General features: G+C 61.6%; 9 protein-coding genes. 5 read left to right on the top strand and 4 right to left on the bottom strand.

The window, feature by feature from the left end; translation table 11 throughout:
- Positions 1-41: 41 nt before the first annotated feature.
- The 3 genes from AB7933_RS15670 to AB7933_RS15660 all read left to right on the top strand — a co-directional run bounded on the left by AB7933_RS15670 (position 42) and on the right by AB7933_RS15660 (position 4,659).
- Positions 42-1,367, top strand: coding sequence for an MFS transporter (locus AB7933_RS15670; protein WP_024075171.1), 1,326 nt, complete (start codon positions 42-44; stop codon positions 1,365-1,367).
- An 81-nt stretch (positions 1,368-1,448) separates the two neighbouring features.
- Complete coding sequence (locus AB7933_RS15665; protein ID WP_024075170.1) at positions 1,449-2,300, top strand: CAP domain-containing protein; 852 nt, start codon at positions 1,449-1,451, stop codon at positions 2,298-2,300.
- A 172-nt stretch (positions 2,301-2,472) separates the two neighbouring features.
- Positions 2,473-4,659, top strand: a complete 2,187-nt coding sequence (locus tag AB7933_RS15660) for a GAF domain-containing hybrid sensor histidine kinase/response regulator (RefSeq protein ID WP_024075169.1) — start codon at positions 2,473-2,475, stop codon at positions 4,657-4,659.
- Between the two features lie 3 nt (positions 4,660-4,662).
- Here the strand turns inward: AB7933_RS15660 and AB7933_RS15655 are convergent, their stop codons facing one another.
- The 4 genes from AB7933_RS15655 to AB7933_RS15640 all read right to left on the bottom strand — a co-directional run bounded on the left by AB7933_RS15655 (position 4,663) and on the right by AB7933_RS15640 (position 13,543).
- The gene (locus AB7933_RS15655) at positions 4,663-5,829 is read right to left on the bottom strand and encodes a GGDEF domain-containing protein (RefSeq protein ID WP_024075168.1); all 1,167 of its coding nucleotides are present in this window, start codon (positions 5,827-5,829) and stop codon (positions 4,663-4,665) included.
- Positions 5,830-5,880: 51 nt separating this feature from the next.
- The gene (gene glgB, locus AB7933_RS15650) at positions 5,881-8,118 is read right to left on the bottom strand and encodes a 1,4-alpha-glucan branching protein GlgB (protein WP_024075167.1); all 2,238 of its coding nucleotides are present in this window, start codon (positions 8,116-8,118) and stop codon (positions 5,881-5,883) included.
- Positions 8,115-11,462 carry a maltose alpha-D-glucosyltransferase gene (gene treS, locus AB7933_RS15645; RefSeq protein ID WP_024075166.1) on the bottom strand — a complete coding sequence of 1,116 codons (3,348 nt, stop codon included), beginning with the start codon at positions 11,460-11,462 and terminating at the stop codon, positions 8,115-8,117. Before treS ends, glgB begins: the two co-directional genes overlap by 4 nt.
- A 92-nt stretch (positions 11,463-11,554) precedes the next feature.
- A complete protein-coding gene (locus tag AB7933_RS15640) occupies positions 11,555-13,543 on the bottom strand; it encodes an alpha-1,4-glucan--maltose-1-phosphate maltosyltransferase (protein ID WP_024075165.1) in 1,989 nt (662 codons plus the stop codon).
- A 204-nt stretch (positions 13,544-13,747) separates the two neighbouring features.
- Between AB7933_RS15640 and AB7933_RS15635 the strand changes: the two genes are divergently transcribed.
- The gene (locus AB7933_RS15635; RefSeq protein ID WP_168233082.1) at positions 13,748-13,921 is read left to right on the top strand and encodes a hypothetical protein; all 174 of its coding nucleotides are present in this window, start codon (positions 13,748-13,750) and stop codon (positions 13,919-13,921) included.
- A 333-nt stretch (positions 13,922-14,254) separates the two neighbouring features.
- Positions 14,255-15,085, top strand: a complete 831-nt coding sequence (locus tag AB7933_RS15630; protein ID WP_051448884.1) for a M10 family metallopeptidase C-terminal domain-containing protein — start codon at positions 14,255-14,257, stop codon at positions 15,083-15,085.
- Position 15,086 lies beyond the last annotated feature (1 nt).

Here is a 15,086-nt window from a genome sequence, read left to right as displayed (position 1 = left end):
CCATTTGACAATAACTACAAAGACCCAGAAGGAAGTCCAGCATGACGGCATCTGCCTCCATCCCCGGCACCGAAACGCCCGCACAAACCCGCAAGCGCCTGCGCAAAGTCGCCGCCGCCACCATCTTTGGCTCGATGCTGGAGTGGTACGACTTTTACCTATACGCCACCATGGCGGCGATTGTGTTCTCGAAGATCTTCTTCGATAACAGCGACCCTAAAGCCGCCGCGCTGATGGCCTTCTCCACCTTTGCCATCGGCTTCATCGCTCGCCCGTTTGGCGGCATCCTGTTTGGCTACCTGGGCGACAAGTTCGGCCGCAAGCAAGTGCTGGTGCTGACCTTCTGCCTGATGGGCGTGTGCACCACGCTGATCGGCCTGATTCCCAGCTATGCCTCCATCGGCATCTGGGCGCCGATCGTGCTGGTGTTTATCCGCATCATCCAGGGCCTGGGCGCAGGCGCCGAGCTGTCAGGGGCGGCGGTCACCTCCTATGAACACGCGGCGCAGGGTAAACGCGGCAGCCAGGGCGCCTGGCCGGCCCTGGGCCTGAACCTCGGCTTGTTGCTGTCGTCGCTCACCGTGTACCTGCTGACGATCAACGGCAACGAGTTCCTGTTGGCCGGCGGTTGGCGCATTCCGTTCATCTGCAGCATCGTCCTGGTGGGTGTGGGCCTGTGGGTGCGTAACAGCATTCCGGAAACCCCGCAGTTCAAGGAACTGAGCCAGGAAGCGAACAAGGCCAAGGCGTCGCCTCTCAAAGCCTTGTTCAAGAACGACCTGAAGGGCCTGGCCGTGGTGTTTTTCGTGGCCATTGGCTACAACGCCCTGAGCTACATCTTCAAGACCTTCTCCCTGGCGTACCTGACCCAGTTCAAGGGCGTGGATGTCCACGTCACCTCGCTGTCGGTGACCATTGCCAGCCTGATTGCCATCGTCGCCGTGCCCTGCTTCGGCTGGCTGTGCGACAAGTGGAGCAGCAAGACCGTGCTGATACTGGGCGGGTTGCTCTCGCTGCTGTTCGCCTACCCGTTCCTGGCCTTGCTCAACACAGGTGAAAACCTGATGATCTACATCGCCATCGGCGTCGGTACCGGCCTCCTCGCGCCCATGATGTTTGCGCCGCAGGGCTCGTTCCTGAGCCGACAGTTCCCCACCCAGACCCGCTCCTCGGGTTTCGGTACCGGACGCGAAATCGGCACCGCCATCGCGGGCGGCCTGGCCCCGCTGGGCGCACTGTCGATGGTGGCAGCATCAGCGACCCACTCCACCGATGGCGTGGTGATTATCCTCGCCATTTCCGCGCTGCTGGTGGTGGTGTTTGCCTTGTGTGACCAGGGTCGTAAACACTCGGCATTCAAAAACTGAGGAAAAAAGTTCGGACCAACGGGTGCATGGACGCCCCCACATCGCGCATCATGGGCACTTTCAAGTTCAAGGGTAACGTCCATGCGCGTTCTGTCATTGATGATGGGTCTTACGACGCTGGCCGCCAGTGTAGTGTTCTGCGCCAGCGCGATGGCGAATGAAGAAAGTCAGTTGGTACAACAGATCAACGCGTACCGCAGCCAGGTGCAACGCTGCGGTGACCAGGGTTCCCAGGAACTGCCGCCGCTGGCCAACGATACGCGGCTGGTGTTGCCCGCCAGCAATGTCGGCGACCTGCAACAGGCGCTGGCACGGGCGGCGTACCCGATGGTGAATGTGCAAGCCATCAGCCTGTCCGGCCCCAAGGATGCCCAGGCGGCCATGAAGGCTGTGCGTGAAAGCTTCTGCCGCGTGGTCCTGGACCCGCAGTTCGTCGACATCGGCGTGAGCAACAACGGCCAGGATTGGCGCATCGTCCTCGCCCGCCCCCTGCTGTCCAGCGGCCGGGGCGATTGGCAGACCGAGGGCAAGCAACTGCTGAACCTGATCAACGCCGCCCGTGAACAACCGCGCCAGTGTGGCACCCAGGCCTTTAACGCGACCACCCCGTTGTCGTGGAACGCCAACCTCGCCGATGCGGCCAACAGCCATGCACGCAACATGGCCAACGGCAATTTCTTCGATCACCTCGACCCTGACGGCCGCACCCCAGGCGACCGCGCCGAACTGGCCGGGTATATCGCGAAGAACATCGGGGAAAACATCGCCGCCGGCCTCGACACGCCGCGCAAGGTGGTGGATGGCTGGCTCGCCAGCCCCGGCCATTGCGCCAACCTGATGAACCCGCAGTTTCGCGAACTGGGCGCCGCCTATGCGATGGATCCGAAGAGCGATGCCGGGATTTACTGGACCGGTTTATTCGGCTCGCAATAAGGTTTGGGCAACGGCCCCCGCCGACGCTCGTGCCGCGTTCAAACAGGGGCAGCATCAAATCGCCATCTAAGGGATACTTGCGCTGAACTGGCGGCGATTAACCGGGTCAGTAGCTTGGCGCCTGTCACGTTCGGGCGCGCTATAAGACTCTGGCAGACAAGGTGTTTTCCCAATGATGAATTGGCTGCAAAGCAGCAGCGACATGGCTGAGCGGATTCGCCAGCATGATTGGGCCAGTACGACCCTCGGGCCAATTGAGCTGTGGCCGGATGTATTGAAGACCACCGTTGCCCTGTGCCTCGCTTCCAGCTTCCCCCAAGCCATCATTTGGGGGCCTCGGTTGATCACGCTCTATAACGACGCGTTTGTCCCCATACTCGGCAATAAACCCTATGCCTTGGGCCGCCCGTTCAGCCAAATCTGGAGCGAAGCCTGGGATGAGATCGGTCCCATCGCCGACGCCGCCTTCGAGGGCCATGCCACCTATATCGAAAACTTCCCCTTGGTGATCGAGCGCAGCGCCACGCCGGAACAGGCCTATTTCACGTTCTGCTACAGCCCGATCCGTGACCCTAAGGGGCGGGTCGTGGGGATGCTCGACACCGTGACGGAAACCACCGCAACGGTGTTCCTCTCTCGCCGCCTGACGGTGCTGGATGCCATCGGCAACGCGGTGGCCAACGCCACCGACGCCGAAACCATCATGACGGCCACCACCCGCCTGCTGGCGCAGCACCTGCAGGTGTCCATTTGTGCCTACGCCGATATGGACGCCGACGAAGACGGCTTCACCATCCGCGACAACTGGACCGCACCCGGTTCGCCCAGCATCACCGGGCACTACAGCCTCAAAGCGTTCGGGCACACGGCGGTCAAGCATCTGCGCGCCGGTGAGCCGCTGGTGATCCGCAATCACCTGGTCGAACTGCCCGCCCATGAATCCCTGAGTTTCCAGGCGCTGGGCGTAGCGGCCACGATCTGCATGCCGCTGATCAAGAACGGTCGCTTGACCGCCCTGATGGCCGTGCACAACAAGACCGAGCGGGACTGGTCAGCCTATGACCTGGCGTTGTTGGGCGAGGTAACCGAGCGTTCGTGGGCGCATATCGAACGCGTACGCGCCAACGCCGCCGTGCGCGAAGGCCTGGCCGCGTTCACAGAGCTCAACGCCACCCTGGAACAACGGGTGGAAGAACGTACACGGCTGTTGACGCAAACCGAAGCCGCCCTGCGTCAGTCGCAAAAGCTCGAAGCCATCGGCCAATTGACGGGGGGTGTCGCTCATGACTTCAACAATCTATTGACCATCATTCGTTCGTCGGTGGACTTTCTGCGCCAACCCGGGCTCTCCGAGGAACGCCGCCAACGCTATATGAGCGCGGTTTCCGACACGGTGGAACGCGCCAGCAAGCTGACCAGCCAGCTGCTCGCCTTTGCCCGCCGCCAACCGTTGAACCCGGAAGTCTTCGACGTAGGCCAGCGTGTGCAGAACATCGCTGAAATGCTGGAAAGCGTGACCGGCGCGCGCATTCAGGTTCGCGTCAACCTGCCCGAGCAGCCTTGCCATGTGCGGGTGGACTCCAGCCAGTTTGAAGCGGCATTGATCAATATCGCCCTCAACGCCCGCGATGCCATGGACAGCCAAGGCACCCTGACCCTGAGCGTCGCGCGCCTGCCCGCCTTGCCGCGTATCCGCGGCGATGCCGAATCGCGCCAGCCGTTTGTGGCGGTGTCCCTGGCCGACACGGGCAGCGGTATTGCCGGCGACACTCTGGAGCGCATTTTCGAGCCGTTTTTTACCACCAAGGCCGTCGGCAAAGGCACCGGCCTCGGTTTGTCACAGGTGTTCGGTTTCGCCAAGCAGTCCGGCGGTAACGTCGATGTGGCCAGCACCCTTGGCGAGGGCACGGTATTTACGCTTTACCTGCCCGAAGCGGAACCGCAGCTGACCGGGAACGAGCCCGCCCCCGCCGAGCCGACACCCCTCGACACCAGCACCCTGCGCAATATCCTGATTGTCGAGGACAACCTGGAGGTTGGCCGTTTCGCCAACCAGATCCTTCAGGACCTGGGTTACCAGACCACCTGGGTCACCGATGCCGAACAGGCATTGGCCCTGGCCGGCCCGGATGCCAGGGCATTCGATGCGATCTTCTCGGATGTGGTCATGCCCGGCATGACCGGCGTGGCGATGGCCAAGGTCTTGCGTCAGCGCCGCGCGGACTTGCCCGTGGTGCTCACCTCTGGCTACAGCGACGAGCTGGCAGACAACGGCTATGAAGGGTTTGCATTCCTGGCCAAGCCCTACTCCGCCGACCAAGTGGCGCAAGTGCTGGCCAAGGCCATGCTCAAGGACTGAGCCCTACTCCGCCACGGCCACTTGATTGCGGCCCAGGGCCTTGGCGCGGTACAGCGCCTTGTCAGCGGTATTCATCAGGCCGTGCAGGTCCTGATCCTGGTTGTGGGTCGACGCCACCCCGAGGCTGGCGGTCAAGCCCTGGACCGGGTCCGATGCCAGGCCGGCGATCGCCTTGATCAACTGCTCGGCGATATCCAGCGCGGTTTCCAATGACGTGTTGGGCAGCAGCACCGCAAACTCTTCCCCGCCCAGCCGACCATAGACGTCGGCCTGGCGAAACGAGGCGCTGATCACCCCACCGATCTGGCGCAACACTTGGTCCCCCGCCTGGTGGCCATAGGTGTCGTTGATTTGCTTGAAGTGATCCATGTCCAGCATCAGCGCACACAGGGGCTGCTGGTGATACCGGCACTGCGCGTACAACTGTTGGGCATGTTCGAAAAATGCGCGGCGGTTCATCAGGCCGGTCAATTCGTCGGTCTGTGCGGCGTGGGTGGAAATCGTGTGGGCGCGCTCCATCTCGCGGGTGAGACGAAAGGCTTTCTCCAGGGCGTCGGACATTTTACGCGTGGCGCTGACCACAAACGATGAGAACACCAGCACGGCCAGCGCCATCCCCACCTGCATCGGCGATGGCTGGAACAGCAGCCACAGCGTCGACGGCAACAGTACCAGGCCAACCGAGGCCATGGTCATGTAGCGATAGGCCGAGTAACAGGACACGGCGCTGACGGACATGCCCACGGTAAACAGGATGACCAGGGTCTGGGACAGCCGATCGTCGGTGGGCATCACCGCAAAGGCTCCAACGCCCCAGACGCCGGCAGACAGGCACAGGGTGATCCAATAACGCCGCTCCCAGCGGTCCGGGGTGCGTTCGCTGCCGGGGCAGCGAAACCAGTCCATGAACATCTTGACCCGCAGCAGCGACGAAGCCGCCAACACCAGCAGCCAGACCATCATGACCTGATGATCGAAGCGATCCCAGCACACCCAGCAGAGCATGACGGCAGCGAAGTAACTGCCGAAAATCGCAGCAAAAGATTGGCGAAACAGCTGGTGCAAACGGTCAGTTCGCACCTGCTCTTCTATAAAGCAATCCTCGTCCTGACTACGCCCAAGGCCATTCATGAAACCCGCCCGATTCGACTGCCGCAACAAAGATGCCATTGTGGCATCCTGCCACTAGCGCGGACAACTGAATCCAGTGCGGTAGAGCCTTTAACTGGCTTGCGGACGCAAAATCAGCACCCCCAACGGCGGCAGATTCAACGACAACGACACCGGTTGTCCGTGGCGCGGTTCATCTTCGGTAAACACGCCACCGCCATTGCCGTAATTGGAGCCGGCGTAAGTGTCGGCATCGCTGTTGATCACTTCGCTCCAACGCCCGGCAAACGGCACGCCCACCTTGTATCCCTCACGTGGCACCGGGGTGAAGTTGGCCACCACCAGCACAGGCTTGCCGTCTTTGCTCCAGCGCAGCCAGGCGTACACACTGTTGATCGCGTCATCGCCGATCAGCCACTGGAACCCCTGGGGCGCGTCATCCTGCTCGTGCAGCGCGGGCTCCTCGCGGTACAGGCGGTTCAAGTCGCCCACCAACTTCTGTACCCCCCGGTGTTCCGGGTATTGCAGCAGGTACCAATCCAGTTGCTGATCGTGGTTCCACTCGCGCCACTGGCCGAATTCGCAGCCCATGAACAACAGCTTCTTGCCTGGGTGCATCCACATGAAACTCAGGTAGGCGCGCAGGTTGGCGAATTTCTGCCAGCGGTCGCCGGGCATCTTGTCGATCAGCGAGTGCTTGCCGTGTACCACCTCATCATGGGAGATCGGCAGGATGAAGCGTTCGGACCAGGCGTAGACCAGGCCGAAGCTCAGCTCGTTGTGATGATGGGCGCGGTACACCGGGTCCTGCTGAATGTAATGCAGGGAGTCATGCATCCAGCCCATGTTCCATTTGTAATTGAACCCCAGGCCGCCCTGTTGGGTGGGCTGGCTGACACCGGGCCAGGCGGTGGACTCTTCGGCAATCACCAGTGCCCCCGGAGCTTCCAGGGCCACCACGTCGTTGAGGTGGCGCAGGAAGTCGATGGCTTCCAGGTTCTCGCGGCCGCCATGGCGGTTGGGCACCCACTCGCCGGCCTTGCGCGAATAGTCGCGGTAGAGCATCGAGGCCACCGCATCCACGCGCAGGCCATCGACGTGGAAATGCTTGAGCCAGTGCAGCGCCGACGCCAGCATATAGCCGTGGACTTCGGTGCGGCCCAGGTTATAGATCAGCGTGTCCCAATCCTGGTGGAAGCCTTCCAGCGGGTTGGCGTACTCGTACAGGGCGGTGCCGTCGAACTGCGCCAGGCCATGGGTATCGGTCGGAAAATGCGCCGGCACCCAATCGAGGATCACGCCGATATCGGCCTGGTGACAGGCGTTGACGAAATACGCGAAATCTTCCGGCGAACCAAATCGGGCACTCGGTGCGAACTGCGACAACGCCTGGTAGCCCCAGGAACCGCCAAACGGGTGCTCCATGATCGGCATCAGTTCGATATGGGTAAACCCCAGTTGCTGCACATACGGAATCAAACGCTCGACCAGCTCGCGCCAACCGTACTGACGCGCCACTTCACCGGCTTCGTCCAGCTCGCACTGCCAGGAGCCCACATGCAATTCGTAGATCGACAGCGGCGCGGTGGGCCGCTGCTTCTCTGTGCGCGCCTGCATCCACTCATGGTCCTGCCAATCCACCTGCAACGGCGGGGCGACCTTGGACGCGGTGTCGGGCGGCAGCTGGGTGGCCAGGGCCATCGGGTCAGCCTTGAGCGGCAGGATACCGTGGGCGCCGAGGATCTCGTACTTGTACGCCGCACCCGCTTGCAGGCGCGGGATAAAAATCTCCCACACGCCCGACGGATGACGCAGGCGCATCGGGTGGCGGCGACCGTCCCAGATATTGAAGTCGCCCACCACCGAGACACGCCGCGCGTTGGGTGCCCATACGGCGAAGCGCACGCCCGGCACGCCATCGACCGTGGTCACCTGGGCGCCCAGGCAACTGCTGAGGTCGCGGTGATTACCTTCGGCAAACAGGTACAGGTCCATTTCCCCCAGCAGCAATTGCTGGAAGCTGTACGGGTCTTCGGTGATCTGCTCACCGCCGGCCCACTGGATCTTCAGCACATAAGGCTGGCGTGTCGCGAGATGCCCGACGAACAACCCAGGCACCTGGTTCGCCTCCAGAGTGGCGAGGGGCTCGCCGCCCTCTTTGCTCAACACTTGGACGCTCAAGGCGTCCGGCAGGAACGCGCGGATAAACTGCCCGCCCTGCTCGTCATCATGGGGCCCCAGAATGGAAAAGGGGTCGTGGTGCTCGGCGCGCACCAGCGCTTCGACGTCCTTGGACGCCGGCATTGCTGTCAACTTCGGTTGCAGCGGTTCTTTACTCGTAAAGCTCATGACGTCTCCCCACCGCGTGCAGTTTTCGATTTAGGTGTAAGCCCACTCAGCAGGCCATGCAAGCCCTGCAAGGGCACCGGCAACCAGGTCGGGCGGTTTTCCGCTTCGTAGGCCACTTCGTACGCGGCCTTCTCCAGGCTGAACAACGTCAGCGCCGCGTCCTGGCCTTTGGCATCCTGCCAGTCATGGCCCAGTGTAGCCGTGGCTGCCTGATAAGCCTGGATAAATGCCTGGCGCGCCTCGTTCAGGTAACGGTCGGTCACCCGCTTGCGGGCGGTATCCGCTTCGGGCGAGTGATCGACCCCCTGTCCATTCAGGGCCATGGCCGCTGCGTAATCAAACGACCGCAGTACGCCACTCACATCCTTATAGGGGCTGTGCTTGCCGCGGCGTTCATGCAGCGGCCGCGCCGGCTCCCCTTCAAAGTCAATCAAGTAGGCATCGCCCTTGACCACCAGCACCTGGCCCAGGTGCAAGTCACCATGCACGCGGATCCGCAGGCCGCCCACCGTGGCCTTGGCCAGGGTCTGTACGTGGCTGGCGATGGCTTTTTTGTGGTCCAGCAAAGCACTGACCAGCGCCTGATCGGCCGGGTTCAATTGGTGTTGATGCAGCTTGAGCAATTGCAGGGCGCGGTCGATCTGCGCCCCCACATCCTTGGCCCAGGCTTGGGTGTCCTTGACCGTGGTGGCTTCGGGCTTGAAGTCCTTGTTCGTGGTGGGCGCTCCCAGTACCAGGTGCATTTCCCCCAGGCGCTTGCCGAGCAACCCGGCGAAGTCCGCCAGTTCACCCAGGGCGTTGTAGTGCTGCTCCTGTTCGGAGATGGCCTCGGCGAGTTCGTCGCGAATCGCGCGCTCCAGATTATTCTGGGTCCAGCTCCACGCATCGCCCTGATTGCTCAGGTAACCCTGGGCAATCATCAGCAGGTTGTCGTCACCGGCCGCATCGCGGCGAATCACCGACCCCAGCAGCGGCGAGATATTCGGGTATCCGGCGGCGGTCAGGTAGGCACTCATCTCCAGCTCCGGGTGTACCCCGGCGCTGACTTTACGGATCAGCTTGAGCACCAGGCTCTCGCCGACCACCACCGAGCTGTTGGACTGCTCGGCGGCCAGGTAGCGTACCTGGGCGTCCTCGGCCAACTGCAAGGGTGCCAGATGGGAAGTGGCCTCGAAGCGCAGGTCGCCCTCGCTGGAGTTGAGCACGCTGCCGGCCTGCAGGCCCTGGATCACCGCGCGAATAAAGTGCTCCAGGCTGAAGGCATCGGTGACCAGTCCCACCTGGCGCACCCGGCGTACACGGGCCAGGGCCAATTGCTGCGGCAAGGCGCTGGTGAACTGGTCTTCGCCGAGGAAGCCGAACGGCAACTGGTAACGGCTGACCTGGCCGCCACTGGTCACATCGATCTCGCTGAGCAACACCGGGTGCTCCGGGTCGCCGAAACGCACGCCGTAGGCGATATGCACGCTGTCGATGGCCGTGTCCTTGCCGGCGAACCAACGCCGTTTCGGCAGCCAGGCCGGCAGCACCTGTTGTTCAAGGCTGGCGCGGCAAGGGGCGTCCAGCAATTCTTCCATGCGTTTTTTCAGCACCAGGGTGGTGAAGTCCGGCATGCTCTGCGCCGGTTCCACGTGCCAGCTGGGCATCTGGTTTTCCGCTGCCAGCACAAACCAGTAGAAGCCATACGGCGCCAGGGTCAGCAGGAAATTAAGCTGGCCGATCGGAGGGAAGGCATTCCCGCCGAGCATCTCCACCGGCACCATGCCGGCAAAGGCCGACAGGTCCAGCTCGGCGGCCTGGGCGCTACGCGATACGTTGGCCACGCACAGGATGATTTCCGTGCGGCCATCGTCGCCGGTGAATTCACGGGTATAGGCGAGGATGCGGCGGTTGCTCGGCGAGAGCATCTTCAAGCTGCCGCGGCCAAACGCCTTGGACTGCTTGCGCACCGCCAACATGCGCCGGGTCCAGTTGAGCAATGAGTGGGGGTCCTGGGCCTGGGTTTCGACGTTGACCGACAGGTAGCCGTATTGCGGGTCCATGATCGGCGGCAGCACCAGGCTGGCCGGGTCGGCGCGCGAGAAGCCGCCATTGCGGTCGATGGACCACTGCATCGGCGTGCGCACGCCATCGCGGTCACCGAGGTAGATGTTGTCACCCATGCCGATTTCATCGCCGTAATACAGGGTCGGCGTGCCGGGCATCGACAACAGCAGGCTGTTGAGCAACTCGACACGACGGCGATCGCGCTCCATCAAGGGCGCCAGGCGCCGGCGAATGCCCAGGTTGATCCGCGCACGCCGGTCGGCTGCGTAGTAGTTCCACAGGTAGTCGCGCTCTTTGTCGGTGACCATCTCCAGCGTCAGCTCATCGTGGTTGCGCAGGAAGATCGCCCATTGGCAGTTGGCGGGGATCTCTGGGGTCTGGCGCAGGATGTCGGTGATCGGAAAGCGGTCTTCCTGGGCCAGGGCCATGTACATGCGCGGCATCAATGGAAAGTGAAAGGCCATATGGCATTCATCACCGTCATCGCCCTTTTTGTCACCGAAGTACAGTTGGGTGTCTTCCGGCCACTGGTTGGCTTCGGCGAGCAGCATGCGGTCAGGGTAATGGGCGTCGATTTCGGCGCGGATCTGCTTGAGGACGTCGTGGGTCTCCGGCAGGTTTTCATTGTTGGTGCCGTCACGCTCGATCAGGTACGGGATGGCGTCCAGGCGCAGGCCGTCGATCCCCATGTCCAGCCAGTAACGCATCACCGACAGCACGGCCTTCATGACCTGCGGGTTGTCGAAGTTGAGGTCCGGCTGATGGGAATAGAAGCGGTGCCAGAAGTACTGGCCGGCGACCGGGTCCCAGGTCCAGTTGGACTTTTCGGTGTCGAGGAAGATGATCCGCGTGCCATCGTATTTCTGGTCGTCATCGGACCATACGTAGAAGTCGCGAGCCGCCGAGCCGGGCTTGGCCTTGCGCGCGCGCTGGAACCAGGGGTGCTGGTCGGAGGTGTGGTTGATCACCAGCTCGGTGATCACCCGCAGCCCGCGCTTATGGGCTTCGGCGATAAAGCGCTTGGCGTCGGCCATGGTCCCGTAGTCGCTGTGCACCCCACGGTATTCAGCGATGTCATAGCCGTCATCACGGCGTGGCGAAGGGTAGAACGGCAGCAGCCAGATGGTGTTCACACCGAGGTCGGCGATGTAGTCGAGCTTGGCGATCAGCCCGGGAAAGTCACCGATGCCGTCGTTATTGGAGTCGAAATAGGATTTGACGTGAACCTGGTAAATCACCGCGTCCTTGTACCAGAGCGGGTCTTTGATAAAGGTGGCAGCCTTGGGTTTCTTCGCCATTGGAAACTCCTGAAATACTGAAATTCTTGCAAACTGAACGCGGTCAAGGTGGGAGGGGCTTGCCCCCTCCCAGCTGTTGATCTTCGCCAGGCTCAGGAGGTGGTGATACGCCAGATCCCGAACGGCATCTGCGGCTCCAGCCGCGTCCACTGGTTCTTGCCGTACCAGGTCCAGCGATGGCCGTTCATCAAGTCTTCACCCTGGATCTGCGCATCGTCCGGCAGGCCCAGCTCCCAGAGCGGTAACTCGAAATGGGCTTCCTGGGCGTTGAAGGGGTCGAGGTTGACTGCCACCAGGATGAAGTTGCTGCCGTCCTCGCTGCGCTTGCCGAAGTACAGGATGTTGTCGTTCCAGGCGTTGTACAGCTTCAGGCCCAAGTGGGTCTGCAACGCCGGATTCTGTCGGCGGATGCGATTGAGCTGGGCGATCTCGGCAATGATGTTGCCCGGCGCGGTGAAGTCCCGTGGGCGGATCTCGTACTTCTCCGAGTCCAGGTACTCTTCCTTGCCCGGTACCGGCGCGGCTTCGCACAGTTCAAAACCTGAATACATGCCCCACAGCCCCGAGCCCATGCTGGCCAACACGGCGCGGATCAAGAAGCCCGGACGCCCGGACTCATGCAGGAAGCCTGGGTTGATGTCCGGCGTATTGACGAAGAAGTTCGGCCGGTAGCATTCGCGCCACGGTGACTGGTTCAACTGCGTCAGGTACTCGCTCAGTTCGGCCTTGGTGTTACGCCAGGTGAAATAGGTGTAGCTCTGGGAGTATCCGACCTTGCCCAGGCGCGCCATCATCGCGGGGGTGGTGAAAGCTTCGGCGAGGAAGATCACTTCCGGGTGCTTGGCCCTGACATCACTGATCAGCCATTGCCAGAACGGCAGCGGCTTGGTGTGAGGGTTGTCGACGCGAAAGGTCTTCACGCCCTCTTCCACCCAACCGACCACGATGTCCCGCAGCTCGGTCCATAGGCCGGGGATGGCATCGGCGGCGTAAAAGTCGACGTTGACGATGTCCTGGTATTTTTTCGGCGGGTTTTCCGCGTATTTGATCGTGCCGTCCGGGCGCCAGTTGAACCAGCCCGGGTGCTGCTTGAGCCAGGGGTGGTCCTGGGAGCACTGGATGGCAAAGTCCAGGGCGATTTCCAAGCCATGCTCGGCGGCGGCCTTGACCAGGCGGCGAAAGTCATCGCGGCTGCCCAGTTGCGGGTGGATGGCTTCGTGGCCGCCCTCCTCGCTGCCGATCGCGTAGGGGCTACCTGGATCATCCGGGCCGGCCGTGAGCGCGTTGTTCTTGCCCTTGCGGTGGCTGCGGCCGATGGGGTGGATCGGCGGGAAGTACAGCACATCGAAGCCCATGTCATGGATCATCGACAGCCGCGAGTGCACATCATTGAAGGTGCCGTGGCGTGCGGGATCGTCGGTGATCGAACGGGGAAACAGTTCGTACCAACTGGCAAATTGTGCGGCTTCGCGCTCCACATCGATCGGGTATACGGTGCTGATGCTCAAGTAGGCGCGGTGGTCGGCCTGGGTCATGAGATGCGCACTGTCTTCGTGCAAAAACAGCGCGACCTGCTCGGTTTCCAGCAGGCCGGAGAGTTCGTGGTGCAGCAGCATCAGGCGGTCGCGCAGCTCGTTGTCACTGCGTTCGGCGGCCTGCAACACCAGGCTGCGGCCTTCCTGCAACTCCAGGCTGACCGGCACCCCGGCCTCGTGTTTCTTGCGCAGTTCGTAGCAGAAGCTGGCGAAGGTATCGATCCAGGCTTCGATGCAATACTCGTGGGGCCCCTGCTGGACGACGCTAAAAGCACCCTCCCAGCCATCGTTGCCCACATCGGCCATGACCACGCTGTGCCAGCTTTCTTCGTGCAACGCACGCCAGCGGATCAGCACGGCGAGCTTGTCGTGCCCATCGGCGAACACCTTGCTGGTGACATTGACACGCTGGCCCACCACGGCCTTTACGGCAAATTCGCCGCCATCAATCACGGGGGTGGTGCTTTCAATCGCGATCCTGGGCAACAACAGCGCCTGGGACAACGGCAATAAGGATTCCTTTGGAGCCAGTGTTTCAGCAGTCATCGAGCATCTTCCCCTTACGCCCTGTGGACGCTCTTTGCTTGATCCGAATTCTGATACGGCGCCGCTCTCCCTGAGCAGGGCCGTATAAGGTCCGAGCCTGCACCCTGGTTAAAAGTTCAGGCGGATATGCCGCCATTGGGCGGGGAATCAATTCCCCCCACCCGATGTCCACCGCTAGAGCAAAGCACAAACGAGGCCATACCGATGAATATCCCGATCCCGGCTGAAACACCCGACCCGAATATCGATAACCCGACGCTGCCGCCCACAGAGCCTGAGCCCATTCCAGAACAAGAACCACCTGAAAACGAGCCACCGCCGGTGGAGGAGCCACCGACGACGATCGCCCCCGTGATGTCGAGTACCTCTGGGAACTGACCTTAACAAGCGAAATACCCTACTGGCTCGAACGGTGAAGTCCTTACTTCGTCTGAATGGACATTGGTGATACTGACCGCGCATAGACGTCATCCCAAGACGACTCGCTTACCCAAGCACTCGCGAGGACACATTATGTCAGCCATCCATCAAATACCGACGCCCCACTCCGCACTCCCTCCAAGCCAGCATCGTGCGGAACGGGGCCTCCCTCCCGCGTCTTCAGTCGTAACCGCGCAAGCCCTGGAGGCCCTGCTCCGCTCAGGCCCGAACCACGCCAGGCAACCCAAGCGACCCGACAACCCCGAGCCGGCCCCTTCAAGCACGGCAACGATGAAGCAAAGCCTCACTGACCTGGGTGCCCAGGTAAACCGAAGCACGGTTGAACACATGCTGCGTGATCCAACATCCAGAGGGTCTATAGACACCTTCAACAAAATTGGCACGCTATTGACGACCGACAAGATCAGCACCTTATTGTCCGGGCCCGATGCAAACGACAACGTCAAGGTCCTCGAGAAGGTCGAATCTCAATTGAGCAAAGATGCGATCGACACTGTCCTGTCTCCCTTCGAGGCTGAGCAGGTCGACAGCTATCGGAACCATGTCGAGTCGGCCCTGTTCGACCTGAAGTACAGATTAATGACCGCCCCGCTTGAAAGCCGATTTGATCTCGTGCGCCGCTTTGCCAGTAAAAAGCACGAGCCTTTGCTGGATATCCAGGACAACCTTGCTCAAGCAAATGCCAGGGCGACGTCCCTGTGTTCCATTTCCGCGCTGGTGAGAAAAGCAATCGGGTCGTTGAAGTTCCCACACCCCACTGATCTGGAGAATCGCATACCCACTGACACCCCCCACAAACCGTGCACGGTTCGGCCCAATATCTACCGTTACACCAGCATCCAGGAGTCTTCCCTCGACGCCCCCAGCGAAGTCCGGGATTTCGTGCACGGTCAAGACAAACTGGACGTTTCAGGTATTCGCAGACAACTCAATAAACCATTGCAATGGGTCCACCAACTATCCGGGGCCAGTGGGGAAATGCAGCTGAAGTACTCCCCCACCACCAACACGAGCGTTCTCGTGATTTCAGGTAACCCGTCGGAGCCGGCGTTTGTCGCAAAGATATTTGGGCAATTGAAGGAAACCGACCTGTTGAGCTGAG

The organism is Pseudomonas gorinensis (assembly GCF_042015035.1).
GTDB lineage: Bacteria > Pseudomonadota > Gammaproteobacteria > Pseudomonadales > Pseudomonadaceae > Aquipseudomonas > Aquipseudomonas gorinensis.
This window is presented reverse-complemented; position numbering and strand designations above follow the sequence as displayed.

Coding starts and splice junctions, on each gene's coding strand:
- AB7933_RS15670 (WP_024075171.1), top strand. CDS start 42: ATGACGGCATCTGCCTCCATCCCCGGCACCGAAACGCCCGCACAAACC.
- AB7933_RS15665 (WP_024075170.1), top strand. CDS start 1,449: ATGCGCGTTCTGTCATTGATGATGGGTCTTACGACGCTGGCCGCCAGT.
- AB7933_RS15660 (WP_024075169.1), top strand. CDS start 2,473: ATGATGAATTGGCTGCAAAGCAGCAGCGACATGGCTGAGCGGATTCGC.
- AB7933_RS15655 (WP_024075168.1), bottom strand. CDS start 5,829: ATGGCATCTTTGTTGCGGCAGTCGAATCGGGCGGGTTTCATGAATGGC.
- glgB (WP_024075167.1), bottom strand. CDS start 8,118: ATGAGCTTTACGAGTAAAGAACCGCTGCAACCGAAGTTGACAGCAATG.
- treS (WP_024075166.1), bottom strand. CDS start 11,462: ATGGCGAAGAAACCCAAGGCTGCCACCTTTATCAAAGACCCGCTCTGG.
- AB7933_RS15640 (WP_024075165.1), bottom strand. CDS start 13,543: ATGACTGCTGAAACACTGGCTCCAAAGGAATCCTTATTGCCGTTGTCC.
- AB7933_RS15635 (WP_168233082.1), top strand. CDS start 13,748: ATGAATATCCCGATCCCGGCTGAAACACCCGACCCGAATATCGATAAC.
- AB7933_RS15630 (WP_051448884.1), top strand. CDS start 14,255: ATGAAGCAAAGCCTCACTGACCTGGGTGCCCAGGTAAACCGAAGCACG.